The 24152-nt window shown below is 47.0% G+C and carries 32 protein-coding genes and 2 pseudogenes; 9 read left to right on the plus strand and 25 right to left on the minus strand.

Annotation, left to right across the window (positions count from 1 at the left end; all coding sequences use genetic code 11):
* The first annotated feature begins 207 nt into the window (after positions 1 to 207).
* Positions 208 to 1368, plus strand: a complete 1161-nt coding sequence (gene ompC / locus ACEPLT_RS11910; protein ID WP_008501279.1) for a porin OmpC — start codon at positions 208 to 210, stop codon at positions 1366 to 1368.
* 338 nt (positions 1369 to 1706) lie between these two features.
* Here ompC and ACEPLT_RS11915 read toward each other — a convergent pair whose 3' ends face one another.
* The 7 genes from ACEPLT_RS11915 to ACEPLT_RS11945 form a co-directional block, all read right to left on the minus strand.
* Positions 1707 to 1784, minus strand: coding sequence for a hypothetical protein (locus ACEPLT_RS11915; protein ID WP_223239581.1), 78 nt, complete (start codon positions 1782 to 1784; stop codon positions 1707 to 1709).
* A 68-nt stretch (positions 1785 to 1852) separates the two neighbouring features.
* Positions 1853 to 2275: a GFA family protein gene (locus ACEPLT_RS11920; protein WP_008501278.1), complete on the minus strand. Its 423-nt coding sequence runs from the start codon at positions 2273 to 2275 to the stop codon at positions 1853 to 1855.
* Positions 2276 to 2277: 2 nt separating this feature from the next.
* Positions 2278 to 2475, minus strand: a complete 198-nt coding sequence (locus tag ACEPLT_RS11925) for a hypothetical protein (RefSeq protein WP_008501277.1) — start codon at positions 2473 to 2475, stop codon at positions 2278 to 2280.
* Positions 2476 to 2514: 39 nt separating this feature from the next.
* The gene (locus tag ACEPLT_RS11930; protein ID WP_021240258.1) at positions 2515 to 2964 is read right to left on the minus strand and encodes a hypothetical protein; all 450 of its coding nucleotides are present in this window, start codon (positions 2962 to 2964) and stop codon (positions 2515 to 2517) included.
* Positions 2965 to 3142: 178 nt separating this feature from the next.
* Complete coding sequence (locus ACEPLT_RS11935) at positions 3143 to 3496, minus strand: DUF1294 domain-containing protein (protein ID WP_032667215.1); 354 nt, start codon at positions 3494 to 3496, stop codon at positions 3143 to 3145.
* A gap of 94 nt (positions 3497 to 3590) precedes the next feature.
* Positions 3591 to 5114 carry an EAL domain-containing protein gene (locus tag ACEPLT_RS11940; RefSeq protein ID WP_248248836.1) on the minus strand — a complete coding sequence of 508 codons (1524 nt, stop codon included), beginning with the start codon at positions 5112 to 5114 and terminating at the stop codon, positions 3591 to 3593.
* Positions 5115 to 5316: 202 nt separating this feature from the next.
* The gene (locus ACEPLT_RS11945) at positions 5317 to 5526 is read right to left on the minus strand and encodes a hypothetical protein (RefSeq protein ID WP_131797652.1); all 210 of its coding nucleotides are present in this window, start codon (positions 5524 to 5526) and stop codon (positions 5317 to 5319) included.
* Between the two features lie 288 nt (positions 5527 to 5814).
* Between ACEPLT_RS11945 and ACEPLT_RS11950 the strand changes: the two genes are divergently transcribed.
* On the plus strand, positions 5815 to 6225 hold the full coding sequence (locus ACEPLT_RS11950; protein ID WP_232927690.1) for an ASCH domain-containing protein: 411 nt from the start codon (positions 5815 to 5817) through the stop codon (positions 6223 to 6225).
* Positions 6226 to 6258: 33 nt separating this feature from the next.
* Here the strand turns inward: ACEPLT_RS11950 and ACEPLT_RS11955 are convergent, their stop codons facing one another.
* Complete coding sequence (locus tag ACEPLT_RS11955; RefSeq protein WP_023344256.1) at positions 6259 to 6774, minus strand: GNAT family N-acetyltransferase; 516 nt, start codon at positions 6772 to 6774, stop codon at positions 6259 to 6261.
* 286 nt (positions 6775 to 7060) lie between these two features.
* Here ACEPLT_RS11955 and ACEPLT_RS11960 point away from each other — a divergent pair, with 286 nt between their 5' ends.
* Together ACEPLT_RS11960 and ACEPLT_RS11965 are read left to right on the plus strand one after the other, a co-directional pair.
* Positions 7061 to 7429, plus strand: coding sequence for a hypothetical protein (locus ACEPLT_RS11960; RefSeq protein ID WP_008501270.1), 369 nt, complete (start codon positions 7061 to 7063; stop codon positions 7427 to 7429).
* A 54-nt stretch (positions 7430 to 7483) separates the two neighbouring features.
* Positions 7484 to 7726, plus strand: a pseudogene (locus tag ACEPLT_RS11965) (integrase core domain-containing protein); the annotation flags it as partial.
* Here the strand turns inward: ACEPLT_RS11965 and ACEPLT_RS11970 are convergent.
* The gene (locus tag ACEPLT_RS11970) at positions 7691 to 8407 is read right to left on the minus strand and encodes a YnfC family lipoprotein (protein WP_074168394.1); all 717 of its coding nucleotides are present in this window, start codon (positions 8405 to 8407) and stop codon (positions 7691 to 7693) included. The pseudogene ACEPLT_RS11965 and the gene ACEPLT_RS11970 sit on opposite strands and share 36 nt — an antisense overlap.
* A gap of 151 nt (positions 8408 to 8558) precedes the next feature.
* Between ACEPLT_RS11970 and ACEPLT_RS11975 the strand changes: the two are divergent.
* Positions 8559 to 8648, plus strand: a pseudogene (locus ACEPLT_RS11975) (hypothetical protein); the annotation flags it as partial.
* Positions 8649 to 8961: 313 nt separating this feature from the next.
* Positions 8962 to 9636: an SOS response-associated peptidase gene (locus ACEPLT_RS11980; protein ID WP_023344259.1), complete on the plus strand. Its 675-nt coding sequence runs from the start codon at positions 8962 to 8964 to the stop codon at positions 9634 to 9636.
* 51 nt (positions 9637 to 9687) lie between these two features.
* Here the strand turns inward: ACEPLT_RS11980 and cspF are convergent, their stop codons facing one another.
* A complete protein-coding gene (gene cspF, locus ACEPLT_RS11985) occupies positions 9688 to 9900 on the minus strand; it encodes a cold shock-like protein CspF (RefSeq protein WP_071787680.1) in 213 nt (70 codons plus the stop codon).
* 287 nt (positions 9901 to 10187) lie between these two features.
* Between cspF and ACEPLT_RS11990 the strand changes: the two genes are divergently transcribed.
* Positions 10188 to 10406: a cold shock domain-containing protein gene (locus ACEPLT_RS11990; RefSeq protein WP_045370991.1), complete on the plus strand. Its 219-nt coding sequence runs from the start codon at positions 10188 to 10190 to the stop codon at positions 10404 to 10406.
* Between the two features lie 248 nt (positions 10407 to 10654).
* On the opposite strand, the gene ACEPLT_RS11995 is transcribed toward ACEPLT_RS11990, so the two are convergent.
* Complete coding sequence (locus ACEPLT_RS11995) at positions 10655 to 10819, minus strand: YnfU family zinc-binding protein (protein WP_214581253.1); 165 nt, start codon at positions 10817 to 10819, stop codon at positions 10655 to 10657.
* Between the two features lie 148 nt (positions 10820 to 10967).
* Here ACEPLT_RS11995 and ACEPLT_RS12000 point away from each other — a divergent pair, with 148 nt between their 5' ends.
* Together ACEPLT_RS12000 and ACEPLT_RS12005 are read left to right on the plus strand one after the other, a co-directional pair.
* A complete protein-coding gene (locus ACEPLT_RS12000) occupies positions 10968 to 11195 on the plus strand; it encodes a hypothetical protein (protein ID WP_025910815.1) in 228 nt (75 codons plus the stop codon).
* A 173-nt stretch (positions 11196 to 11368) separates the two neighbouring features.
* Positions 11369 to 11707 carry a hypothetical protein gene (locus ACEPLT_RS12005; protein WP_126296580.1) on the plus strand — a complete coding sequence of 113 codons (339 nt, stop codon included), beginning with the start codon at positions 11369 to 11371 and terminating at the stop codon, positions 11705 to 11707.
* Between the two features lie 376 nt (positions 11708 to 12083).
* Here the strand turns inward: ACEPLT_RS12005 and ACEPLT_RS12010 are convergent, their stop codons facing one another.
* The 14 genes from ACEPLT_RS12010 to ACEPLT_RS12075 all read right to left on the minus strand — a co-directional run bounded on the left by ACEPLT_RS12010 (position 12084) and on the right by ACEPLT_RS12075 (position 24145).
* Entirely contained in the window at positions 12084 to 13352 is a 1269-nt protein-coding gene (locus tag ACEPLT_RS12010; RefSeq protein ID WP_248248838.1) for a Y-family DNA polymerase, read from the minus strand.
* A 2-nt stretch (positions 13353 to 13354) separates the two neighbouring features.
* Positions 13355 to 13774 (minus strand): translesion error-prone DNA polymerase V autoproteolytic subunit, encoded by a 420-nt coding sequence (locus ACEPLT_RS12015; protein ID WP_020884462.1) that lies wholly within the window; start codon positions 13772 to 13774, stop codon positions 13355 to 13357.
* A gap of 215 nt (positions 13775 to 13989) precedes the next feature.
* A complete protein-coding gene (locus ACEPLT_RS12020; RefSeq protein WP_248248839.1) occupies positions 13990 to 15207 on the minus strand; it encodes a tail fiber domain-containing protein in 1218 nt (405 codons plus the stop codon).
* Positions 15208 to 15270: 63 nt separating this feature from the next.
* Entirely contained in the window at positions 15271 to 15504 is a 234-nt protein-coding gene (cor, locus tag ACEPLT_RS12025; RefSeq protein WP_248248840.1) for a phage exclusion lipoprotein Cor, read from the minus strand.
* A 107-nt stretch (positions 15505 to 15611) separates the two neighbouring features.
* Complete coding sequence (locus ACEPLT_RS12030) at positions 15612 to 16283, minus strand: hypothetical protein (RefSeq protein ID WP_248248841.1); 672 nt, start codon at positions 16281 to 16283, stop codon at positions 15612 to 15614.
* Positions 16284 to 16598 carry a hypothetical protein gene (locus ACEPLT_RS12035; RefSeq protein ID WP_232927679.1) on the minus strand — a complete coding sequence of 105 codons (315 nt, stop codon included), beginning with the start codon at positions 16596 to 16598 and terminating at the stop codon, positions 16284 to 16286. It lies immediately after the preceding gene.
* A gap of 41 nt (positions 16599 to 16639) precedes the next feature.
* Complete coding sequence (locus ACEPLT_RS12040; RefSeq protein ID WP_447088251.1) at positions 16640 to 19828, minus strand: host specificity protein J; 3189 nt, start codon at positions 19826 to 19828, stop codon at positions 16640 to 16642.
* 53 nt (positions 19829 to 19881) lie between these two features.
* Positions 19882 to 20616, minus strand: coding sequence for a YnfC family lipoprotein (locus tag ACEPLT_RS12045; protein WP_227879205.1), 735 nt, complete (start codon positions 20614 to 20616; stop codon positions 19882 to 19884).
* Between the two features lie 35 nt (positions 20617 to 20651).
* The gene (locus tag ACEPLT_RS12050) at positions 20652 to 21242 is read right to left on the minus strand and encodes a tail assembly protein (protein WP_046092069.1); all 591 of its coding nucleotides are present in this window, start codon (positions 21240 to 21242) and stop codon (positions 20652 to 20654) included.
* Positions 21242 to 21964 (minus strand): C40 family peptidase, encoded by a 723-nt coding sequence (locus tag ACEPLT_RS12055; protein ID WP_447088252.1) that lies wholly within the window; start codon positions 21962 to 21964, stop codon positions 21242 to 21244. The genes ACEPLT_RS12050 and ACEPLT_RS12055 overlap by 1 nt, the downstream gene beginning before the upstream one ends.
* Before the next feature lies 1 nt (position 21965).
* Complete coding sequence (locus tag ACEPLT_RS12060; protein WP_063617055.1) at positions 21966 to 22721, minus strand: phage minor tail protein L; 756 nt, start codon at positions 22719 to 22721, stop codon at positions 21966 to 21968.
* Complete coding sequence (locus ACEPLT_RS12065) at positions 22718 to 23065, minus strand: phage tail protein (RefSeq protein WP_063617056.1); 348 nt, start codon at positions 23063 to 23065, stop codon at positions 22718 to 22720. The genes ACEPLT_RS12060 and ACEPLT_RS12065 overlap by 4 nt, the downstream gene beginning before the upstream one ends.
* Before the next feature lie 98 nt (positions 23066 to 23163).
* Complete coding sequence (locus tag ACEPLT_RS12070) at positions 23164 to 23550, minus strand: hypothetical protein (RefSeq protein WP_063617057.1); 387 nt, start codon at positions 23548 to 23550, stop codon at positions 23164 to 23166.
* Positions 23543 to 24145: a DUF6036 family nucleotidyltransferase gene (locus ACEPLT_RS12075; protein ID WP_063617058.1), complete on the minus strand. Its 603-nt coding sequence runs from the start codon at positions 24143 to 24145 to the stop codon at positions 23543 to 23545. The genes ACEPLT_RS12070 and ACEPLT_RS12075 overlap by 8 nt, the downstream gene beginning before the upstream one ends.
* Between the last annotated feature and the right edge of the window lie 7 nt (positions 24146 to 24152).

Here is a 24152-nt window from a genome sequence, read left to right on the forward strand (position 1 = left end):
TTAATAATTTTAATTTATTATGTTTAGCCTTAAAGCATTCACCAAACCAATGACCATTACCGTTGATGTATTCAGTTTAGATTTTACTTAGTTCGTAACAATTATAATTTATTACTCTTACACCGGCGTGATTTAGCATGAGACAACTTTCGTATTCGGAAAGTTCAACAGGTAATTAAATAAAAACAACCGCAAAGGAATATCAAAATGCAAAGAAAAGTACTGGCCCTGATGATTCCGGCTCTGTTAATGGCTGGCGCAACTCATGCAGCAGAGATTTATAATAAAGACGGTAACAAATTAGATCTGTACGGAAAAGTAGATGGTCTGCACTATTTCTCCGATGATAAAGGCGCTGACGGGGATCAAACCTACATGCGTTTGGGCTTTAAAGGCGAAACCCAGATCAACGACATGATGACTGGCTACGCACAGTGGGAATACAACATTCAGGCCAATAACACCGAAGGGTCTGATAACCAGTCCTGGACGCGTCTGGCCTTCGCCGGTATCAAAGTGGGCGACTACGGCTCCTTCGATTACGGTCGTAACTATGGCGTACTGTACGACGTGGAAGGCTGGACCGATATGCTGCCTGAGTTCGGCGGCGACTCCTACACCAAAGCCGACAACTTCATGACCGGCCGCGCCAATGGCGTAGCAACCTACCGTAACACCGACTTCTATGGTCTGGTGCAGGGTCTGAACTTTGCGCTGCAGTATCAGGGCAAAAATGAAGGCAGCAACTGTGACGAAAATGGTTGTTCTCAGGAAGGAACGAACAACCGTTCTGATAACAACATTCGTAACCAAAACGGTGACGGTTTCGGTATCTCCACAACCTATGACTTTGGCATGGGGATTACTGCGGGTGCAGCGTATACCTCTTCAGATCGTACTAATGACCAGGTGATCGCAGGCACCGGTGCAGCATCTCAATATGCTGGCGGCGATAAAGCGGACGCATGGACCGCGGGTCTGAAATATGACGCTAACAATATCTACCTGGCGGCAATGTACTCTGAAACCCGCAATATGACGCCATATGGTTCCAGTGACAGCACTTCAGGCGGCGGTATTGCCAACAAAACCCAGAACTTCGAAGTGACCGCACAGTACCAGTTCGACTTCGGCCTGCGTCCGTCCCTTTCCTACCTGCAGTCTAAAGGCAAGGACCTTGGCAACGGCCAGGGCGACCAGGATCTGGTTAAGTACGCTGACGTCGGCGCAACCTATTACTTCAACAAAAACATGTCCACCTACGTTGATTACAAAATCAACCTGCTGGATGAAGATGACAGCTTCTACAAAAACAACGGCATCGGCACGGATGATGTCGTGGCACTGGGTCTGGTTTACCAGTTCTGATTGCCAGAGCCCGCATCAGTATGCGGGCTCACCCATCTTTTGACGTTCGTCACAAAAAGCAGGTTCTGAAATCACGTGGTTGAGGGTAAGTTGAGGTAAAGCTGTTTAAACTCAGGTGATAGCCTTTCCATCACTAAGGATAACAGCGTTGTTTGGTCGTGTATCTGTTGTCGTACTAACTCTTTTAGCGCTCATCTGGATGGCGTTAATTTTTGATTTTGCTGATATTGTCGGGCATCTCAGTGCTGTGTTGAACCACCTGGATGGCGGTCAACAGTATTCCCTGAGAAATGAAAAGCCACCAGCAGTGCCGGTGGCGGGAAAACGCACAGGTTGCGTTATTTTTTTACGGGTTGAGGCTTTTTATCACCTGATTCAGGGGCCTCACGCGGATCGTCTTTTTCAACACAAAGCATAGTTTCTCCTGTTTCAGATAACCACACTCCACTATAGCCAGGCTGATTACAGAGTGGCCAGGCGGCAATTACGCCTGACCTGTTCCTTTCTTGCGAAAAGAGAGGTAGCCAAACACCCCGCTATCTCCATCCGAGGGATGGTTAACCCCGTCCATCACCGTCACTTCAGGGAAATCGAACGGTGAGACGTTATCAAAGCAGGCCACATTCACGCCGTATTCGTTTGGATTAGAACGCCGCTGATGGAACGTGTAAATTCCGCACACCGAGCAGAAAAAGTGCCGTGCCGTTCCCGTATTGAAGCGGTACTCCGTGAGCTTATCCTCACCTTTGGTCACGGTAATCCCTGACAGCGGCGCAGAGACGACGACCGCACCCCGCATGCGACAAAAGGAACAACTGCAGCGCCGCGCGGTATTCAGGCCATCCGTTAGCGCAACGGTAAAGGCCACCGCGCCACAATGGCACTGCGCATGACGAATATCAGCCATGGCTAGATCCCCTTCCTCACCAGGTCAGCAGCCTTGACGAAAACCTCATCCTCTACACCATCGCCTTTCTGCCTGCCGAGCCTGACCAGCTCATCAACAATGCTGTCGCGATCGATTGGTTTCTGGGCAGAAACCAGCCCAATAACGGCCGCCCCAATCGCCAGCCCCACTAATCCTGTTTGTTCGTCTTTGTTCTTCATACTCATGCTCCTGATACAACAAACAAGCGTAGCATGATTTTAAAAGCGCGGGGTTAGCCCGTATTTTGGCGCTTTGATATTTGCTGCCCAAATTTTGATATCGTTTTGCAGGAGAATAGTGAAATCAGATTTCAGATGCGTCACCATGCCATTAACGCTGTCTGCATCCACCACTGAAAAATGTTCAATTCTGTTCTTTCCTATTTGAACACAATTATATTTGGCGGGCAGCACTTTACCATTCACATTAAGCGGTAGATTATTCTCACCACAGCGGCCTTCCGTAATATATGACACCAGCAAATTAGCGGATTTTCTCCCAGGCTGGGATACGCTCACCATGACGGGAAAACCTTCCGAGGTCTGCGTCATATCATAAAGCACCGCATTTTTCATATACCAGGTATTATATTCCCGCTCCTGAAAAGCGGACCAGGCAGGTGCAGAATAAAGCACCAGCGCTGCCAGCGTAATAGAGACTATTTTCATGGGATGTTGTCGTCCGTGTTGTTGCACGTATTATTCAGATTGTGCAAAAAACAGCAACCCCTTAAGAATAGTCCTACTACTATTGGCAGTGATGGAGGATTTATTCACGACGCGCTATCCGAATGACCGTTCTTATCAACGTAGTGCTGGCATCTGAAAAACTCAGATTAACTTGATGTCAAAACGACCATAAAGAAGAAACAGGCGAGAAATGGTAAACCGCCGCCATCACGGCGATGCTGACGACAATGCTTAAGAAAAAGTAGGTTTTAAACGGCTGCTTTTGTGTTTTATGGCGAAAGAGCTGTTGGCCCACAATCGCGCCAGGCCAGCCGCCCGTTACGCCAAATACCAGCAGCGTGGCTTCCGGCACCCTGCGCATGCCTTTCCGCGCCGCTATTTTATCGGCACCATACATGACCAACGTCAGCATATTGATCAGCAGAAACCACATAGCCAAAGGGCTCGAGGTAAAAAGACTGCCGATCGCAGCAAAGAGCAGGAGTAAATAACAAACGCGATTGAGGGTCATAGTACTGGCCAGAGAAGTGTTGAGCGGTTTTCGACGCCGCATTATACGCTACTTATGAATGTATCGGGCGGGAATTGCTGACAACGGGACAAAGTCACTCCACCCTCACTTTAACCTTTGGCTTCGATAACAGAATTTTTATCAACTCCTTAAAAGGAACGGGTTTGTAGAAGAAGTAGCCCTGTAAAAACGTGATGTTATTGCGCATGAGGTAATCAAGCTGTTCCTGGGTTTCAACCCCTTCCGCCACAATACGGATTGACAGTTTTTTTGCCAGTTCCAGTACTGAATCCAGAATCAGGGTGGAATCCTCATTCTCATTAACCCTGGCAACAAAGCTTTGGTCGATTTTGATGTAATCAATATGCAGGTCCTGCAGGTAGGACAGGCCAGAATATCCCGTTCCAAAATCATCCAGGGCAATGGCAAACCCTATTTCATGTAGCGCATTCAGGGTCTTAACGAGATGTTCATCTACGTGGAGAGGTTCACGCTCGGTCACCTCCACAACGAGATTAAGATCCTGTTGAACAAAGCTGCGCTTGTAATTCAGACACTCTTCAAAAAAGGTAGAGGCAACGATATGAGACGCGCTGAAGTTAATCCCGACATGAAATCCTTCCGGCAGCAGCGTAAAAATTGCATTCATCTGCGTTGCAACCTGACGCATTAAGCTTTGGGTTAGTGGAATTATTAGCCCTGTTTTTTCAGCAAGAGGAATAAATGACGAGGGAGAAATAAACCCGGATTGCGGATGCTTCCATCTGGCCAGCACCTCTACACCGCGCAAGGTGCCCTCTTTTCCGCTCACGACGGGCTGGTAATAGGGAATAATTTCATTTCTGTAGATGGCGGTACGCAGCGATTCTTCCGGCGAAATATCCTTAGACAGATATCGCTGCAGAAGATAAGCAGAAAGAGAGGAAACGAGCAGCAGAAATAACACCACTCCACCGGCCTGGTCGAATAATCGCGTCAGGCTAAAAAGAGGCGGAGCGTTAAATTGAATCGCGAAGGCATAATCAACGTCTTTTAACGTCAGAACATCGTTGTTTGAATGGGCTGCCGTCAAGACATCGCCTGATTGGCCTAAACGACGATTGCCGACCAGCAGCGAATACGCCACGCCACGTAGTGGCATATTCAGCGCATCCCGGATATGGCTGTCGCTGATGCTCACCATGATTCGGCTTCCGGCATGGTTTGTCTGGTATAAGAGAACCGGCAGGCCGTTGACCGTACTTTTCGATGGAACAAGTAACAATGGCGCTTCAGGCAGCGCTGAGCCGTTAACCAACAACACGCGGTTTCCCGGCAAGGAGGAGCACCATACCGCATCTTTTTTCAGAATAACGATCGTTCTCAAATGGGGTTGTAATGCCGCTTCGGTGCCGAGCCGATACTGTCCTTCAGCATCACACTCATTCTCAGCAAGCCGCATTGCAACCTGGGTCGCATGATGCGCTTCTGTAAGAATAACGTGCATATTCCTGACGACGTAGTGCGCCCCGGCAAGGCTGTCAGCCCGCGCCGAGTACCAGACCTGGATATTGATGATAAAAACGCCCAGCACAAAAATTGCCGTGGCTGCAGCTATGGAGATAGGTGCGTGGCGCATTCAGGGTTCTCGACTCGAGTGACGTTGCCGCTTCGGTGATGCTGAAGTGATTGAATTATCTTCGCCTTAAGCATGGTTGATAAAGAAAGAAATACCATGTCCGCCGTCAGAAATTTTCCCCAAACCAGGCTCCATCTTTGCACCTTCTCAAATGGGTAAATAAAAAGGCCGCCGAACGGCAGCCCTGGTTGTTACGTGCTTATTAGTATTGCTTTATTGTCTTGACCGGCGTTCTTTCTGACCAGTCAGGCCGCTCGCCAGCCATGATTGAACGCTGTTGTGATGGCGTCACAGACTGCGTTATTTCAGGCATCGACTTGTATTCAGGTTGCTTAGGTGGGTTGAGAACCAGATCGGAGCTACAGCCTGACAGCAGCAAAACCGCCAGTAGAGATGTATTAAGCTTGAACACGCTAACCCCTTCCAATGGGATAAAAGTTACAAAAAATGCGTGGTGCCGATAGCATCCCGATGACTCGTTACTGATTATAACGTCACGCGCCGGGCTGAAGGCAGCAGATACACCACACAGATACCCCCATAAGAATATATTTACACAACCAATGCATGCAACCCTTTGTATTCCAGCCAGCCTGTGTACAAAAGTAGAAGGAAAGCCGATTACGCTTCAAATATCGAGGGAGTTTATGCTAAAACCGCTATTATGTTTCTTATGGTCAAGGGTTGAGAAGGGATTTCAATGGTTAAGGTTGAGGAATTAAAAATGAAGTACCCAGGCGCAGCGGCCTGGCAAATGGGTGACAGCCCGGAACTGGCGAACGCGCTTGCGGACCTGATTAAAAAAGGGCTCAAAACGGCCACCTGCGGATCTTTTGCCTCGTACTCGCAGGATGTATCTGCTCCACGGATAGGAAGCCACAACATAATCCTTGATGGTCAGAATGTCCCGGTCTGTGTGATCCGGCTGGTTTCCATGCGGCTGGTGCGTTTTTGCGATGTTAATGAGGAATTCGCTCGCAAAGAGGGTGAAGGTGATTTAAGCCTTGAATACTGGCAGAAAGAGCATCAGCGATTTTTCTTCCGCGAAGGCCATTTTTCTGAAGATATGGAACTGATCGCAGAAGAATTTGAATTGGTTGAGGTGCTGTAAGCTGAGATAAAGTGGCAGTGATGTGTCGCTTAATTAAGCAGGCTTACTCATGTTAAGCTCGTACACAACGCATTCCGTATCGTAATGCCGCTCTATGGCTTTATAAGACATACCTAACCTTTTCATTACACGCTGCGATGCGATATTTTCTGGATCGGCCACGGCCACCAGATAAGATGCTCCCACCCGTTCTACAGCGTAATCAACGATCGCTTTCGCTGCCTCTGTAGCATAGCCTTTGCCATTGTGTTCAGGAACGAGGCGCCAGCCAATCTCTAATGGTGCCCCCTCCACGTTCGCCAGGTGCTGGAGGCATGCTGCACCAACGATCGCACCAGAAGATTTCTCTCTGATAGCCCACCACGAGAAATGATACTTATCCCAGCGAGCCTGCACCCTTCTGATGCCCTCCCAGGTTTCTTCAGGCGTTTTAACGATACCCTTATTGATATAGCGCATCACCTCAGCATCACTATCCATTACCCTTAAGCCTTCATAATGTGAATCATTAAAGGGTTCCAGGATTAAGCGGACCGTTTCTATATTCATCTTAAATTCCTCTTGCATTCAGCCAGTACCTTCGTTGAACTCGTCCCGATAAAACACCCTAGCACAATGTAAGTTACTTCCGCTTTGGCACACAGGGATCATGGGTGGCGCTGGGCTTGTGCTTTGGTTTACGTCTTGTCGAAGATTTTATATCAAATAATGACTGCTTTCTCCCATGGAAGGAAAATCAATGGCGTTATGCGCTAGCGGTGATATTAACCATTGAATGGATCTAATCTCGCTAATTGCCCTACAATGCCTAACTTACAAGCTAAAGGAAAATGACATGTTCCCCTTTCTGAACACATTTAAGCGATTAATAAGCAAACAGCAAGAAACACATACCGCTCCTCAGAAATATTCAAATGAACAGCTTATCCAGTGGGCTACCGGTTGCATGCTGGAAGGGCTCCCGGATGACTTCTACCAGGCCAGACTGCTATGCACTCGCCAATCCGATCCTGAAAACCCCGATGGATGGATAGTCAACGTTAATCATGATGTGATGCTTAACCCTGACTCCGAATATGAGCGGTTCCAGCCAGCCGATGACCTCTACCCTACCCAGTGTGTGGAAATGTTACTTGATGGCAAGGAATGGAGTAATGCATCAATAACATTCAATAAAAAAAACGCATCGTTTAAATGGAGTTAGCCATTACCAAGCCCAACCGCAGATGAACATTGTAATGGTTTATCCGATAAGCAAGTCAAGCAGGGTAAGCCGACGCAGAATGCGTTTATCGAACGGTTCAACCGGACGTACCGGACAGAAATCCTGGATTTTTACCTGTTCTGAACGCTGAATGAAGCCCGGGAAATCACTGAACGCTGGCTGAATGAATACAACAGCGAGCGTCCTCATGAATGCCTGAATAACCTGACGCCGGAGGTAGCTTATTGGAATCGTTTAAGTCTAGTAGAATTCAACTTTCGTATGCGCTGTCATTGAAACTGGTTTCGGCGCCGGATTACCTGCGTTCTGTACTGTGGCATTACATATTTCAGGCACAAGCATTTCGTTATAATGACAAGAACTGGTTGCTGTATACCCCTCCGAGAAAACTGATGAGTTTATTAGTTTATAATCAAGAGGCTTTCTTTTTTTATCAACATAAGATATTTCATTTTTAGACATAACGCTTTCTGAACTATAAAATTCAGAGCGCGTCAAATTATCGTCTTCATCATAAAAATGTTCAGATATTTTTTTGCCTAAAAAATAGGTGTCTTTAATTAATCCATTCGGGTAAAGAGTGTAACGCAACTCGTCACCATTTTCATTTTCACTCATAATGTGACATTTTTCATCAAGTTGTATTGAGAAAGGCTTGCCATCTCTATGGCCAATAAGACTTCCATTTGTATATTTTAGAATGGTTTCATGCCCAGAAGAAACATTATCAAGGTTTAAGCTATCAACACAACCATTTTTATTCAGTCTGATGGAGATTTTATAAGTGATTTTTCCATTCTCCTCAACATCAGTATCTAAGGATTTAACAGCCCCCTTAACTGGATTGAAATCAAACCTAGTCGATAAGTTATAAAGTAGAGGTATGTAGTAATTTTCTGCAAAAGCCATACTTGAAAATAAGGAAGTACAAAGGAAAAGAGTAGAAGTTTTTATCATTTTTAAATCTTAGCTCAAGTTACCCTCAAATTAAGTAAGCTCATTACAGCATGCTTACTGCTAATCTTCAACATTGATACTGGCGGAGATGATTGCGCCACAACTGCGCCGTTTGCCGTAAAGTCGCTATCGTATCCAAACGTCTGAACGCTACCCTTTATCACGTATCGGCGCCAGATTTCACGCAGCAGTAAAACGTGCTGGCATTCGCCGCCGGAATCCGTACCATACGCGGCATACAATTTTTGCCCCTGCTGGCTCCGAAGGTAGTACTCAATGCAACAGAATCAAGAGATTAACAAAAAAGAGCAATACAACCTGAATAAGCTACGCTGATTTTGCCAACTCATTGATATCATTTACTTTACCATTGAATTCAATTAGTTATAGCATAATAACTTCTCCCTAAAGCTACCCAGAACTACATTTTTAATGCCCTTTTTTTGTCCCTATTTCGCATTTTTGCCCCTAAATTTGCCCCTAACACTAGCCAGTGCGCCACCCTTCTTCTCCCTGCCCTATACTTTAAGTCTGACATCTGGGTGGAGGTTTCTATGTGTGGGCGTTTTGCACAAGCTCAAACGCGTGAAGAATACCTGGCTTACCTGTCCGATGAAGCTGATCGCGACATCGCATACGACCCTGAACCTATTGGCCGATACAACGTCGCGCCCGGCACCAAAGTGCTGCTGTTGAGCGAACGCGACGAGCAGCTGCATCTTGATCCGGTTTTTTGGGGTTATGCGCCCGGATGGTGGGATAAGCCGCCACTGATTAACGCTCGCGTCGAAACCGCGGCCGCAAGCAGAATGTTTAAACCTCTGTGGCAACATGGCCGGGCGATCTGCTTTGCAGATGGATGGTTCGAATGGAAGAAAGAAGGTGACAAGAAACAACCTTATTTTATCCATCGGGCAGACGGTCAGCCGATTTTTATGGCGGCTATCGGCAGCACACCGTTTGAGCGAGGCGATGAGGCAGAAGGTTTTCTGATAGTAACGTCTGCCGCTGACAAAGGCCTAGTGGATATTCACGACCGCCGGCCCCTGGTCCTATCGCCAGAAGCGGCCCGGGAATGGATGCGCCAGGACGTTGGAGGGAAAGAAGCGGAAGAGATTGTATCTGACGGCTCTGTACCAGCTGAGATGTTTATCTGGCATGCTGTGACCCGTGAAGTAGGAAATGTAAAAAATCAGGGGAGAAAATTGATAGAACAAATAGATATATAATCTGATGTACTTTTGATGTGTACTTTATATTTGGTTCAATATTATCTCACTTTAAGAAAGAAATATATTTGCAGCCATCGGACCACTAAGCCCATTTATACGATAAAATTCAACACGAACGCCAGGTTTTAACGTTTGGCTTTCATTATTTCTTAATGCAGAAATATGTAAAAAAACATCTTTTCTGCCATCTGATGGGATAATCAATCCCTTTCCGCTCTTGAAGTCAAAACTTTTGACAATTCCTGTCATTTTACGAGACAAATATTTTCCTAATGGCAATCCAGATTTGACTATACAGGATTGGTTAATAATAGCTAATCCTATCTTATTGGCCTTCCGGAAGGCTAAAATAAAATTTGCTTAATCTTTCAACACGTGCCTTAATGGTTTGACTGATTCGTTGTGATGATGAATCTAACTTTTCCAAAAGCCGTTCTCATAACCAGGTGTTATCTCTGATACCTCCTCCTCTTGAGTCCATACATATACCAGCATACGTTTCTTATCATGAGCTTGCTTGTCAGTTGAAATGTTCAAACGGAGTTTGTATGTCATCTAAAATCATAGGTCTTGTTAAGTGGTTTAACGAAGATAAGGGGTTTGGTTTTATCTCCCCACTCGATGGAAGTAAAGATGTTGTTGTTCACACTTCTTCCCTGCTGGGAGAAACATTTAATACTCTATTTGAAGGACAAAAAGTCAAATTCGCTATCATAGCTGGAACTAAAGGTCCAATCGCTGCCAATGTAACACTTTGCGATAGATAATTTTTAGATGGTTGACTTAACTTAAGCCAGCATGACTTTATCAGTGGAAGGTGATTGTTCGGTTACGCACATCATTACAACAGGCCAGCATGTTTACTTACCATCAAGTTTGCTGACCGATGTGATGAAATGCAGGACTGCTGCATGAACAGTCTCAAAGCAGAAGCTAACTGCTTATAAAATATTAAAGTGCGTAAGAGGTTAGGCAGCCTCTAAAAGCATCACTTCTTATTTTTTTATTAATTTTTTTAGAAGCGCTGGGGAGATTTGAATAAAGCACAGCAGTATGGGCACACCAATTGAGCCCCCTTTTGTACACGATTGTAACTATGTTCGGAATCTTTTGAGCAGTTTGGACAAGGGCATTTTACTAAATAATTTCGGCGGAATTGAGTGTTTTTATGTGCTGACATAGACTTCTCCAGTTCAAATGGACCGTTACAGTACACGTTAAGTCAGTATAATGCTTATTTTAATTTCGAAAGAGGCAAAAAAAATGAACAAACAGCCCCCTTTCGAACACCTGCAGGGGCTAAAAGCCTTCAAAATACATGGTGATATATGAAAAAAGTAATCATTTTTTTTAATGGTAAGCCAAGTAAAGTTATCACTGTGCTTAAAGGTGTGACATCAATACGCGAAGAATATCCTAATGGAGAAGTGATAAACCTTCAGATAATGTCAGCAGGTTTTCCTTCTTTAACAGGTGACCATGAAGTGGTCTATGTGGCTTCAGATCGAGAGCTTACCTCTCAGGAAATATTAGATGCGGCGCAGAAGTATCTTTGACGCTTGGGATTCAACGCCAACATTCATGAAATCATTATTATAACTACGTTTAATTATTATAGCCTGCTTAACGCAGGCCTTTTTTTACCCCCACACAAACATTTATAATTAAGACTTGTACATCCAACGCCATGGCAATATGACTTTATTGCTGAAGCAACCATAAGGCTTCCATGAAAATCCTACATTACACAGTATTAATAGTTATTGAAGCCCCATTCTCAGATAATAATATCAACCCTCTTATCTTAGGTCTCTTGCATGACCGAAACTATTCAAGTAAGTCAAACCGAGGCGTTAAACTACCATCCCATGCATTCATTGGTTCAGAGGGTCAGGCAGTTTTAGAGTGGGAGTCTGAAAAAGATGGAGCAGAAAAACTAAAAAAAAGACTCTACCAGATGCTGCATGGAATTACACGTTTAGAAGAGTCTCCTACAGCAATTTTTCTAATGATTTGCCCAGAAGATAAAACCTTAACCTTTGTTTCAAGACTTAAAGTAAAAAAATGAACATCGATATTTTAACCTTCACCATCTGAAAATACCGTGACCGTGAAAACTGCGAAAGAAAATCATGAGGCACATCAGTAAATTTTGTATCATTTGCTAAGCATTGCTGTTACATTCGGCTTTATGATGAATCCTCCTCAGCGGCAGGGCTAACTAACCTGATGATTTGTATATCAAGCGGCTCATCGTGAATTTCTGAAGCAGCGAGTCACGAGTGGTTAGCTCAATGACTCACCGGGAGGCACCCGGCATCATATCCATAAGCCCCTGTATAATTGCAGGGGCTTATTTACATTACAAAAACATAGTAGTAGACATATTACTCTTAATACTCATAGCCGATAATTAGGTTCGAATGAATATACCGTTTAAAGAATCATCTGACTTTTATTAGGTCTGAATACCTCGTAGTATATCGTGGAGATAACATATCCCGTTTCATCTGCCATTGCTGCTGTATGCCCTGCCCGGCAAAATAAAGTGTTCCCTTTCCATCTTTCGCGTTCAGATAATCCAGAACTTTCATCAACCTATCGCTACCAGCGCGCGGCGCGTTCTCGTCGAACAAGTTGAGCTGGGCCACACCATGGCTAAAGAAGTCACCCAGCATAATGCCGGCTTTCTGGTAACGGTGTCCGTCTTTCCAGATTTTGTCCAGGCACTTTACCGTGGCGTTAATGATGTCGCGTGAATCCTGAGTGGGGGTAAGAAGCTTGATGGACGCACTGTTACCATAATACGGCTCGTTAAGCGCAAAGGGAGAGGTTTTCACGAACGCAGAGATAAACCGGCAATACTGGTGCTCACCACGAAGCTTTTCAGCACCACGGGCCGCATAGCTGCAGATGGCCTGACGCATCTGCTCATATTCTGTGACGCGTTCACCAAAAGACCGGCTGCAGACGATTTCCTGCTTAGCTGGTGCAAACTCCTCTAGCTCGAGGCATGGCTCGCCGCGCAGCTCCCTGACCGTTCGCTCAAGTACCACGTTAAAGTGCTTGCGGATAATCCAGGTGCTTTGTTCTGAGAGATCCAAAGCCGTTTTGATGCCCATGGCGTTAAGCTTCTTGCTGATACGCCTTCCGACGCCCCATACGTCTTCTACTGGTACCAGAGCCAACAATCTGCGCTGACGGTCGATATTGGACAGGTCCACTACCCCGCCCGTCTGCCGCTGCCATTTCTTTGCGGCGTGGTTGGCGAGTTTAGCGAGTGTTTTTGTCTGGGCAATGCCAACGCCAACGGTAAGGTGCGTACGCTTCAGAACCGTAGCGCGGATCTCTTTGCCAAAGTCAGTCAGATCCCGGCAGTTCCTAACACCCGTCAGGTCACAAAAAGCTTCATCGATACTGTAAATTTCGACGCGAGGACTCATTTCCTCCAGCGTTGTCATTACCCGGTTCGACATGTCTGCGTACAGCTCGTAGTTACTGCTGAAGCAAACAACCCCAGCGCGCCGGAAAAGCTCCTTTTGCTTGAAAAATGGCTCCCCCATGGTGATTCCAGCCGCCTTGGCCTCGGCGCTGCGCGCGATTACGCAGCCGTCGTTATTTGAGAGAACGACAACCGGCCGCCCTCTCAGGTCCGGCCTGAATACAGTCTCGCATGATGCATAGAACGAATTCACATCACAGAGAGCAAACATATTCAGCTCGCAGATTTAACGATGAAAGTCACGACGCCGAAAACGTCAAGCGTGTCTTCGCTGCCAACAACAATCGGGCTGTAGGCGCTGTTCATAGGGTTGAGTTGCACGGTCGGGCGCAGCTGCAGGCGTTTAACAGTGAACTCCCCTTCCACCGCGGCGATCACAATGTCACCGTGCTCAGCCGTGCGCGAGCTGTCCACCACCAGCAGATCACCGTCGCTTATCCCGGCTTCGATCATTGAATCACCCGCGGCTTTGACGAAATAGGTGGAGCTCGGATGAGCGACAAGTAACTCGTTGAGATCGATACGCTGTTCAACGTAATCAGCTGCGGGGCTTGGGAAACCACACTGTACTAAGTCACTGAAAAGCGGAAGAGCGATAATTTCTCGCAGTTCTGTTGGCCTGATGAATTCCATTGCATACACCTCAAATACTGTTTTTATATACAGTAGATTCGTTTTGGTATGCCCGCAAGATAGAGGATCTATCATGGCTGTTCAAAGCTTCGCCGTTTCGTTTCTAAGTTTCTATGTCGCTTCGAATTATGAATTTTGTAAATTTTATGCCAACAGCTCTTTGTGAGCAGATTTTAGCCGCCGACCATTCTTGCATATGATGAGTGGCGGATCCATCAACTTCCTGATTGTAAGGCTTCAATTTTTTTCGTCAAAATCTCAATTTTATCCATCAACACTAGGATAGCTTCGTGATGCAGCGCGGCTGACACACCAACTGTATCCGGGAAAAGAACGTCTTCCACCACTTCACCATCAGGCATGGTAAGGCTGAAGCCGTTAGTTTTTATAGCTTCAGGGAATACTTCCTGAATCTCCTGAGCGATCATGCCAATACCAAATTCACCACTATCTTTGCGATACCACGTCACTCCTCTGATTTTCCGCATTTTTTCGAATGGGTTCTCAATACGGTTAACATCGCGCTTTATACGAACATCAGAAGCACTGGTCCATGTGCCATTGTTAGCGAATGCCGAACCTTCATAGTTGAATGAGAAAGATGCGGTTAAATTTCCGGAAGATGATAAATGTCCAATCTGGTATGAAATATCCGAGGTAAGCCCGCTATAAAAACACCCTGCAGATACACCTGGATAAACATACCTGTGTATAGTGTGTACTGCGAACTGACCGTTACCATTGAAGTTACAGTTGAATGCAAGCGCCTTTTTATCCCAGTCATTAAAAAGGCTTCCGTATCCTGACAGGCCTGTATCGTCAAAGATAATACCTACGCTGCCGCCTGAAGCATTAAATCGGTATCTCGCTTTTAGTCCAGAAGCCCCAGCTACAGGCAGTGCTCCTAATTTATTAAGGGCATCAGCGCTTGTTGTCGAACCAGTACCACCCTGCTCCAGAGACAGCGCTGTAGTGAGTCCGCTTAGCGAGGTAATGTCATCGTTTGCACCTTTTGCCGCCTTGCCTGATAGAGTAGTGGTAATGCTATTCCATGCTGGTCCTGTCCATTTCGTCCCATCCGGCAAAGTTACTGTTACATTGCCCTTTCCAGAAAAAATACTTTGCCAGTTCTGTTTGTCGTAATTCAGTCCACGCAGCGCTTCTGCACTCTGGGCAACCAGCGCCGCTGTGACCATATTCAGGGCCACGCGCTGGACTGCTGACCAGACCGCACCGGATTGCGATGGCCCGGTGAAGTTACTGACAAGCGTGAGCTGCGTACCACTGTCAACCGTTTTCACTGGGAGCGTATAGGGCACACCGCCCACAGTTGAGACAATGAAGTCACCTGCGGCAAGTTCGGTAGTAAAAGAGGTTCCGGAACCGCCAACAATAGCGGATCCGTTTGTGAGGGTGATAGTTCCTGCAGACATCTGTACTCCTTACGGGCAATAAAAAACCCCGCCGGAGCGAGGTTTGTTTTGAAACAGAATGAGCTATTGGCAGGTGGTGCTGATGAACGTGTTGGCACTAACCCAATTCCAGTTAAATGGGTAACCGGCGCGGTACTGGGTCTGATTACTTTGCTTCCGCACTCCGTAAATCTGGACGATGTTCTCCTGTCCGCCGATCAGGGCCGTTCCGGTACATATGGGATGCTGCTTCTGAAGAACGCCAGCGCAACCAGAGAGCAATGCAGCCACCGCCAGGCAAAGAATCATGTATTTCATAGTGGTTATATCCCAGAAGATTCAAGAGGTTAAACAATAACAAGATGAATCAAAGGGATATAATTGATTCTGTAGATCAATTTCATAAGATTGATCGCTGAAAACGATCAATCGTAGTTGGAGCAGTTGATGGCCATAATCACGTTTCTAAGATTTGAATACGCGACGTTCTGAAGGTTTCCGCTGGGCGTTGTTTGTGGTCTGGCGAATATTCGCGTATTGCCCCCCTCAAGTTTTGCCATGCTCTTGTAAATCGCCGAGTAGGGCTGCGGCTGGCCGCCGGCCGATATAACTCCAGTAATTAGACCCAGCATGGCAGGCATACAGGCCCATTTCCCCGCCAGCGTGGTATTGATGTTATAACCTGAACTTGCATCTACTCCTGTAGTACCGAGGGTTACCACATCACTGAGTGTGCGCGTTTCGTTTGTCAAAATAAGCGTCCCTGACGCATCCCAGACGGCAAGCCCGTAGTCTGGCTTTGTCTGTGGGAAAATAGAGAAAAAATAAACGTACGCTGTGCCGGTTGCATTTGGTCTGAGGAAATCAACCGTGATAGTGTTCCCGCTTATCGTCTGGGTGATTTCCGCCTCAACCGTGCAATGAACGAAGGCGGCAACGGGCTGACCTAAGGGAAATGTGTGCGTCACTTTGGTATTGAAACCCGATGTCCCGTGTAGTTCTGCTGTCTTCCGTGCCTGCAACGAAATAGGCGAACTGTTAGCGGTGACCCATACTTCTCCGGCCGTAGTCGTCAGTAAAACGCCATACTGCGCCATTTATGCCCTCTCTATCTGGAAAATGAGATACGCCGCAGCCGCAGGCTCAGTCCCTGCGGAGTAGTCGGTATCGCCCACTGCCGATACCGTAGCGGTGCCACCTGAAATAGTGATCTTCCTCCGGCTCGTTCCCCACTGATCACCGCTCATGATCTGAAAGTAAGAAAGCTTGCACCCCGGTGGAAGCACGACTGAGTAAGAGCCTGTTTTCTGGTTCTGAGCCAACTGAAGATATCCACTTACACTGACTGGCTTAATCCCATAGTTGTTCACCCTGCCTGAGGCGTCCCAGGTTTCAACACCGTACTGAGCCATAGCTGTTCATCCTAAAAAAGGGCCCCACCTGAGGTCCATGTTTACCATGTTCCCGTGATTCTCCCGATCTGCACCCTCAACACATTGTTGGCGTCACGCACACTGATTGTCTGGTTTGTCTGTTTCATGGCTCCCTCTCCAACTGTCGAACCGTAGTTCTCGAATGTTCCTGATTTATCCAGCCTCCATCCGACAGACCCAGCAACGTAGTTATTGGACTGGATGAAGTCGCCGATTTTGGCATTGGTGATCGTGCCATCCTGAATAAATGCGGAGCTCATAAAGACCTGACCATTGATGACAGCGAATGGAGAGTACTGGGTATCACCGCTGCCACTCATCAGCACAAACTGGTTAGCGTTGAAACCAACTCGGGTGACTACCGGCTTCCCCGCCTCTGCAAGCACGGCAATAGACATCCCAGCGTTGTACATCACCCCGTTTATTCTCACACCTGTTTTGAGGGTGTAGATTGCCGAAGCACCGGAGGCATCTACGACGGCTGTAAGCTTGTCTTCCAGGGAAGCGGTGACGTCCTCTATCTGCGCCTGTACCTGCGTCGAAAGTTCGGCCATTGCCTTATCAACTTCAGCAATCGTCGTTTTTACAACCAGGATATCGGCACGCACTTCCCCGTATTGTGCCCACTGGTGCTCCACAGTTCCGTGGTTCGCAAGGGCGTTCTGTAGTATTCCCTCAATGTTTGTATCTATGTCACCAGTGAGGCGCTCCCCATCAGCAGAGGTAAGAAAATCGTTAGCGATATCGCCCAGATAATCATCGGCGTTATCGTTAGACATTCCCCGGATCCAGTCGGTATACCCGGACTCGTTACCCGTTCTGTCGACAAGCTGTGCGCGGTACCAGAATTCCTGCCCTGCTTTAAGGCCGAGCTGGGTGTATTCCGCAGATGGATAAGGCACGTCTGAGAGCAAGAATGGATCTGAAAAGTCACTGTTTGCTGTGTACTGAATTTCCGTTTTTAGCGTATCGCCGGTGTTTGCCGGGAAACCCCAGTTAAGACGAATCCCCCAGTTAATGCCCGTGGCGGTGAATCCTACTGGCTTAGGTGGATTGCCCACTTTGCCGGTCAACGTCTTCTCTTCTGAATATCCCCATCCGGAAGAAATTTCCGCTGCGTTGATAGCACGCACGCGCACCAGGTACCGCCCGGAATAAATCCCCGTAACGTCGAATGACGTGGTGGAGCTGCGCGGCACGTTAACCCAGTTCCCCTCGTTGCGGCGCCATTGCGCTTCATAGGCGATAGCGTTCTGCGCCTGGTCCCAGCTCACGCGCATCGTTTCGACGCTGATATTTTGCTGCACCACGGAAAACGAGCTGATCACGATGTTTGCAGGCGGCGACTGGTTGCCCGGCGGGATCACGCTCACCGGCCGCTGGTCAATCATGGCTCCGGTATCAATGCGATCGAATTTATCCGGATCGTGATTTGCCCCCGTGATGGTATAAGTCCCGTCATTGTTATCGGTGACACTAATTACCCTGTACTGCTGCGCATAGAGTTCATCAGATTCAATAACCCATACAGCCTCGGCCTGTGGAAGCTCGCTAAAAGCGGTGGTCACGGTGACCATTTCACCGGACAGGGACTGAATCGTTCGGGATTGAGTGATACCCGATGGCAGGTTTACCATTATCCTGTCACCGGCCTTAGCACTTGGTACCCGGTCAAGTTTGAGAACACGCCCATTAACCGCGGATAATCGACCGCCTAAATCTCTTCCTGAAAGATTTCGATCAGAAACAGCAATTATGTAGCCCGGCTGAGGAATATTACCGTCCAGACCAACGTCAAACGTTACAATCCTATCTTTATTGTTGGTCAGGATCCCCCAGCGCCCTTTCCTGTTAGCCTCAGACTGCCGGGTGCAACCGATGGCGGTGATCTCGAGCTGGTTGAAACCATAGCGCGCCACCAGCTCCTGTTCGAAGACTGGCTCCATTGCATCAGCATAGCCATTTGCCGGATCAGACCAGGATACAAGAGCGTTTGTGTAGCGACTTTTAGTTGTGCTACTGGAATACACAAATTTGCCGTCGACTACGTTAGCGTGCGTGTAGGTAAAATCGACATCTCTGGGCATGTCTGCAAGGGCAACAATCTGGTCGTCTCCCCAGTAGGTCATGCCTCGAAAAATGGCGGCAAAATCTCGCAGGACGGTGTAAGCGTCATTTCGATCTTGAATGTATACGTTGCAGGTGTAACGTGGTTCAGTTCCGCTGCCGCCCTTACCATCCGGTACCGATTGATCACAATATTGAGCGACCTGATAAAGAGTCCATTTGTCGATGTTGGCTGCCGTTAGCCGATTACCAAGGCCGAAGCGGTCAGTGACCACCAGATCGTAAAATATCCACGCAGGGTTATCCGTCCATGCCCACTTAAATGCGCCCGTCCAGGTGCCGCTGTACGTTCGTGTTTCCGGGTCATAGGTATCGGGCACACGAATAACACGTCCGCGAGGCTCGCAGGAAATTTGCGGAATTGAGCCATTGAACTGGCTCGAATCAAATTCGATGTACAGTAGCGCGGTGTTCGGATAGCGAAGTTTGGCGTCGATTACTTCTGTGAAGCTTTGCAGCGTCATCGTGTCGCCAATCTTCGCGCTATTGGCATCGGCTGTAATTTTGCGCAGCCTGATGGTCCAGGTGCTGCCCGCCTGAGGTAAATCAATACGGTGGCTGCGTTCATAACCAGAGGTGGTTTTCCCGGTCACGCTGGTATTTAGCACCGTCTGCCAGGTGCCACCATCTGTCTGCATGTCAATTGCGTAGTTGACCGAATAGCCAACCAGATCGCCATCGTCCTCCTGTTTGAAGAGAGAAGGCCATTTTAGACGCAGGCGAACAGCTGAAAGCTGCGTATTGGTGAACGTGCGCGTCCATGCAGTGGTGCTGGAAACTTCGGAACCTACATTGATTTCATTTTCGGTACCCGGGATCCCTTGAATGTATTTTTGCGCCTGAGTTCCAGAACGAAACTCCCACGCCACACCGCTGAAGTTCTGCGAACCATCTGCGTTCTCAAGTGCAGTGCCATCGAGATAAATATCGCGCGCAGTCAGGCCACCAGCAAACTCCCCCTCTCCCAGCGCGAGAAGGATTTTTGCCTTGGCTACTGACTGCAGAGCGTCTGGCTGTTCCGTAGGAGTTCTTGAGCTTGAACTGCCGCCCTTGCGGCCTTTAATAGCGGTTGCTATAGCCATATTGCGCCCATAAAAAAAGCCACCCGGAGGTGGCTTATTGAAATGTATTTAACCTAGTAGAATTCAACTTTCGTATTCGCTGTCATTAATACTGGCTTCGGCACAGGATTCCCTGCGCTCTGCATTGTTACTTTACATATTTCAGGGACAAGCTTTTCGCTATAATGACAAGTATTCGTTGCTGTATAACCTTCCGAGTAAACTGATGTGTTTATAATTTTATAATCAAGAGGCTTCCTGTCTTTATCAACATAAGATATTTCGTTTTTAGAGAGGACCTTACCAGAACCATAAAACTCAGAACGTATCAAATTAGAATTATCATCATAAAAATGCTCAGATATTTTCTTACCCAAATAATAGGTGTCTTTAATTAAGCCATTCGAGTAAAGACTATATCGCAACTCGTCACCATTTTCATTTTGAGTCAAAATATTACATTTTTCATCGAGCTGTATAGAGAAAGGCTTACCATCTCTTTGGCCAACAAGACTTCCATTGCTATTTTTTAGATTTGTTTCATGACCAGACGAAACGTTATCAAGATCTAAGCTTTCGACACAACCATTCTTAGCTAGTCTGATGGAGATTTTATAAGTGACCTTACCATTTTCTTCAAGATTAGTATCTAATGATTTGACAGCTCCTTTAACTGGATTGAAATCAAAAATAGTAGATAAATTATAGAGGAGAGGTATGTAATGGTTATCAGCTAAAGCCATGCCTGAAAATAAGGAAGTACAAAGGAAAAGAGTAGATATTTTTTTCATTTTTGAATCTAAGCTCAAGTTACCCCATATTAAGTAAGCCCATTACAGCATGCTTACTGCTGATCTTCAACATAGATACCGGCGGAGATGATCGCGCCACCTATACGGCGCCGTCCGTACAAGAGCGGTACCGGATTGCCCTGAGCTGTCGTATTTGTTACTCCACCAAAGGCATAACTAGCCTTGTTGTCTGCCGATTGCTTGCTGGCAAGTCCGGTTGTCTGTGGAGAAAGCATTTGAACGACACCGCCAAGGGCCATCGCAGCGCCAAATTGCATTAGAGGAACGCCGACAGCACCACCGCCAAAATATGACGCCACAGCACCAACTGCGACCAAAGCCACGCCTAAGATGGTCTGGAATACTCCACCACGTTTACTCCCGAGGATAACCGGAGCAATACGGATATCAGCACTACTCTGATCCATAGAGAGTTCGTCATCGTTCAGATTACGCTTTCCACTGAATACAGCGTAAGTAAGCCCACGCTGCTTGCTGGTATTCAAAAACCGCTCGAAGCCTGGCACGATAACGCACAATGCGCGGATGGCTTCTTTTGGTGAAGCTACCGAAAGTTGGAATTCGCGGCCAAACGTAGTACCCAAAACACCATATAGGCGAACAGTACGGACGGATTCGCACATTATCCCTCCTGCATGATTAGGCTTTTATGCCTGACAATTTTCATGGTTCTCTCCATCCAGTAACCTCCATATGGCACACGTTGACTGAGGTGACCATAAAGATGGTGGAGAAGCATGTTCCCCTCCAGCAAGATCCCTGAATGGTTCCACTTATTCGATTCCACCTGCATGATGATCAAATCGCCCGGCATTGGTGATCCACTAAATTCGCGGAAACCACATTCGTACCAGCAATCCTGATAGAAATTTTCCGGATACTCCTTTTCCCACCAGTGGTAATCCACCCGATAATCGTTCAAGTCAACGCCGTGTTCCTGCCTGAAATAGCTCATCACCAGCCCCCAACAGTCGTAGTGTCCGAGCACAAACGGGCGCCCGAGTAGAGGCAATTCGCCGCGGGGAGTAATGGTACGAAAGTCTCCTTCCGGCCAACTGACGATATGCCAGGGCAGCAACGTTGCATCGCATTGAGCCTTGTCCAGTTCACTTGGTTGGGTCGTCGCATCAGGGTGACTATGTACTATTCCCGTTATCGTCCCCCAGTCTTCAGCAGCAGCGTAATCCTCTGGCGCAAGGTGAAACTGTTCAGTTGGTTCGACAGCCAGATTACGGCATGGGAAATAGCGTTCCACCCGGCTTTTCTGCGCTATCACGCCGCAGCATTCGTGGGGATAGTCTTTCGCAGCATGCGCCAGGATGTCCTGAATTGTTTTCTGACGCATGTTAACTCCTGATCAAAGATGTTCCTGGAAAACCACCGAAAGGAAGTTCATTGTGTTCACCAAACCGAAGCTTGCAGGCGGTGAGCGTGCCGTTGCATTCATCCAATGAGGGATCGCTTACCGGATTGTTGTTTCTGTCGAAGTAAAGCGTGCCGGCATAATCGCACCCATCGCCGGTGCGGTACCTATTCCGGATGCACCATGTGCAAAGGGAATGCAACTGTCTGGTCGGAATCATCAATCCCTGCAGATCCATCGGGCTTGTAAGAACAAACTCGATACTTTCACCGGGAAGCTCGCTATTTTTACCGTCGATATAGAAAACCCGCTTTCTCACCTGCAAGGGATCTGCTGTTGGATTTCCATCCGGGAAATTGCGCGCATCCAGGTAATGCGCAAAAGTGTCATGAATCGTAACTTTGGCCTGCAGCATATCGTCATAGGCCAGACAGAGCGCAGTGATAGAGCTGTCAATGTTGGCAACGGTGAGCGTCGGCTGGGCGCTACTGCCATCGGATGACGCTTCCAGTCCCTCGAGCTTATATGGCCAGGCACCATACTCTTCGCCCTGCCACCAGATACTCTTCGCCTTTAACTTTGATTCGTCGCCACCAGCAGCCGCAATCTCTTCTGCAGTATGCGGGAGGTTATAAGCGTGAAAGCGCAGAACGTCGTCCAGACCAAACGCAGAACCGTCTACCTCAAGAAGACGTATTTTTTTACCCGGTTCGAGGCGTTGATAATCTTCAGTAATCATGGTGCGTATGCCTGTTTGAAGGTTGCTTTTATGGTCATCACTTTGCTGGATAGCGGCTGGGCTTTAATGGAATCAGCTTCAATCCGGTATAAACCGGTTTCGCCAACAGGAGACGTCCAAATAAAGGATTTTGTGATGTGCTTGCGGCAAAAACTCAGCGCATCGAGCATCTCTGCCTTTTTTCCCGTTAAGGTCATCGGCCATGACTGTTTTTCAGGGTTGATGCCTTCACCGGCGATCTGTTCGAATCCGTCTCCAAAGGATGCGGAGCGTGTTGCGTAAGCAAACTCCACTTCCATGCCCGCCTGAATCTGGGTTCGCCAGGTAAATGTTTCGATCGCCACCTTTCCTCCGGGCATAAAAAAACCCGCCGTAGCGGGTTTTAATTATAAAATAAATTATTGAAGCAATAGCTTTCGTAACCTACAAAAAACTTCTGTTTTTAACAGAAAGCATGTCTGGTTTGTAGTGGCATAAGCTCCTGCATAAACTCGCGTAAGTCAGCTTTACAACCCCACTTAGCAGCTAATTTATCTAACTTAGCAGAATAATATTCCTTGTTAGCTAAAACAGAAACTTTTTCTCTTAATTCGTTAAGGTATTTGAATATTTTATTTTTAAATTCTAATGAAACACATGCAAATCTTGCTAGTCTATCAAGAACGAAAGCACCAACTTTCATAGCTTCATAAGACAAACCATTCATTTCTGGAACTTGATTATGATGCCAAAGAGCAGTAGCAACAGTGACTACATCTTCCTTCGATGCATTTTCTAATCCAGCATTACACATGCGGGAGAAAGCTACATTTAGTGTCGCATTAGTCATGTTGAGTACCTCTTCTATCGTTGTAGGTACTTATAGCATGCTCCATTTTTGAACACAAGCCAGTTTGACCCACAGCGTAACTATTAAGCTCTGTTACTAACTGACGAAAATCTTCAACTGATAAGCCTGCATCAAAGAGCGCTTGGATATCGCTTTGATCAACATCGCCATACCGACCAAGCTTACTTATGGCAAGATCTACTTTGCTAATGAGGTAAACCCATACCGGAGAATCATTGTCAACTTCCAGTGGGATGGCTCTATGATCATAATCTTCATGCATTGGAGCAAGTGCATAGTTGAATGTCTCATCGAAAATTAAGACAATTGGCCCTTTTGTTTCATCATCAAAATCAACTGGAACAACGTGACGTATGAGTTCTAATGCTTGCCTTTGTACATCTGGCGCTCCTGACAACTGGGCATCTAAATCGCTACTAGTGCGGATGTTTGTATGCAAATGCATAGCACATCCCCCAAAGATAAAAGCCTTGCAGCAACCAGGGGAATTATAGCCATGCTCTGTTAATTGTTCAGAAAGTCCACTAAAAAGCTCAAAAATCGCTTTTGAAAACGGTGTCTTAGTGTAAAGCATAAAGCTT

The sequence above is a fragment of the Enterobacter sp. fkY84-1 genome, from assembly GCF_052974705.1.

Bases quoted from the DNA above. Each gene is read 5' to 3' on its own strand.
- ACEPLT_RS11915 (WP_223239581.1), bottom strand. From the start codon at position 1,784: ATGCTTTGTGTTGAAAAAGACGATCCGCGTGAGGCCCCTGAATCAGGT.
- ACEPLT_RS11990 (WP_045370991.1), top strand. From the start codon at position 10,188: ATGTCATCTAAAATCATAGGTCTTGTTAAGTGGTTTAACGAAGATAAG.
- ompC (WP_008501279.1), top strand. From the start codon at position 208: ATGCAAAGAAAAGTACTGGCCCTGATGATTCCGGCTCTGTTAATGGCT.
- ACEPLT_RS11955 (WP_023344256.1), bottom strand. From the start codon at position 6,774: ATGAATATAGAAACGGTCCGCTTAATCCTGGAACCCTTTAATGATTCA.
- ACEPLT_RS12070 (WP_063617057.1), bottom strand. From the start codon at position 23,550: ATGACTAATGCGACACTAAATGTAGCTTTCTCCCGCATGTGTAATGCT.
- ACEPLT_RS12040 (WP_447088251.1), bottom strand. From the start codon at position 19,828: ATGGCTATAGCAACCGCTATTAAAGGCCGCAAGGGCGGCAGTTCAAGC.
- ACEPLT_RS12010 (WP_248248838.1), bottom strand. From the start codon at position 13,352: ATGTTTGCTCTCTGTGATGTGAATTCGTTCTATGCATCATGCGAGACT.
- ACEPLT_RS12035 (WP_232927679.1), bottom strand. From the start codon at position 16,598: ATGGCTCAGTACGGTGTTGAAACCTGGGACGCCTCAGGCAGGGTGAAC.
- ACEPLT_RS11960 (WP_008501270.1), top strand. From the start codon at position 7,061: ATGTTCCCCTTTCTGAACACATTTAAGCGATTAATAAGCAAACAGCAA.
- ACEPLT_RS11980 (WP_023344259.1), top strand. From the start codon at position 8,962: ATGTGTGGGCGTTTTGCACAAGCTCAAACGCGTGAAGAATACCTGGCT.
- ACEPLT_RS11970 (WP_074168394.1), bottom strand. From the start codon at position 8,407: ATGATAAAAACTTCTACTCTTTTCCTTTGTACTTCCTTATTTTCAAGT.
- ACEPLT_RS12075 (WP_063617058.1), bottom strand. From the start codon at position 24,145: ATGCTTTACACTAAGACACCGTTTTCAAAAGCGATTTTTGAGCTTTTT.
- ACEPLT_RS12060 (WP_063617055.1), bottom strand. From the start codon at position 22,721: ATGATTACTGAAGATTATCAACGCCTCGAACCGGGTAAAAAAATACGT.
- ACEPLT_RS11995 (WP_214581253.1), bottom strand. From the start codon at position 10,819: ATGTCAGCACATAAAAACACTCAATTCCGCCGAAATTATTTAGTAAAA.
- ACEPLT_RS11950 (WP_232927690.1), top strand. From the start codon at position 5,815: ATGGTTAAGGTTGAGGAATTAAAAATGAAGTACCCAGGCGCAGCGGCC.
- ACEPLT_RS12055 (WP_447088252.1), bottom strand. From the start codon at position 21,964: ATGCGTCAGAAAACAATTCAGGACATCCTGGCGCATGCTGCGAAAGAC.
- ACEPLT_RS11940 (WP_248248836.1), bottom strand. From the start codon at position 5,114: ATGCGCCACGCACCTATCTCCATAGCTGCAGCCACGGCAATTTTTGTG.
- ACEPLT_RS11920 (WP_008501278.1), bottom strand. From the start codon at position 2,275: ATGGCTGATATTCGTCATGCGCAGTGCCATTGTGGCGCGGTGGCCTTT.
- ACEPLT_RS12015 (WP_020884462.1), bottom strand. From the start codon at position 13,774: ATGGAATTCATCAGGCCAACAGAACTGCGAGAAATTATCGCTCTTCCG.
- ACEPLT_RS12020 (WP_248248839.1), bottom strand. From the start codon at position 15,207: ATGTCTGCAGGAACTATCACCCTCACAAACGGATCCGCTATTGTTGGC.
- ACEPLT_RS11935 (WP_032667215.1), bottom strand. From the start codon at position 3,496: ATGACCCTCAATCGCGTTTGTTATTTACTCCTGCTCTTTGCTGCGATC.
- ACEPLT_RS12000 (WP_025910815.1), top strand. From the start codon at position 10,968: ATGAAAAAAGTAATCATTTTTTTTAATGGTAAGCCAAGTAAAGTTATC.
- ACEPLT_RS12030 (WP_248248841.1), bottom strand. From the start codon at position 16,283: ATGGCGCAGTATGGCGTTTTACTGACGACTACGGCCGGAGAAGTATGG.
- ACEPLT_RS11925 (WP_008501277.1), bottom strand. From the start codon at position 2,475: ATGAAGAACAAAGACGAACAAACAGGATTAGTGGGGCTGGCGATTGGG.
- ACEPLT_RS12005 (WP_126296580.1), top strand. From the start codon at position 11,369: ATGAAAATCCTACATTACACAGTATTAATAGTTATTGAAGCCCCATTC.
- ACEPLT_RS11930 (WP_021240258.1), bottom strand. From the start codon at position 2,964: ATGAAAATAGTCTCTATTACGCTGGCAGCGCTGGTGCTTTATTCTGCA.
- cor (WP_248248840.1), bottom strand. From the start codon at position 15,504: ATGAAATACATGATTCTTTGCCTGGCGGTGGCTGCATTGCTCTCTGGT.
- ACEPLT_RS12050 (WP_046092069.1), bottom strand. From the start codon at position 21,242: ATGTGCGAATCCGTCCGTACTGTTCGCCTATATGGTGTTTTGGGTACT.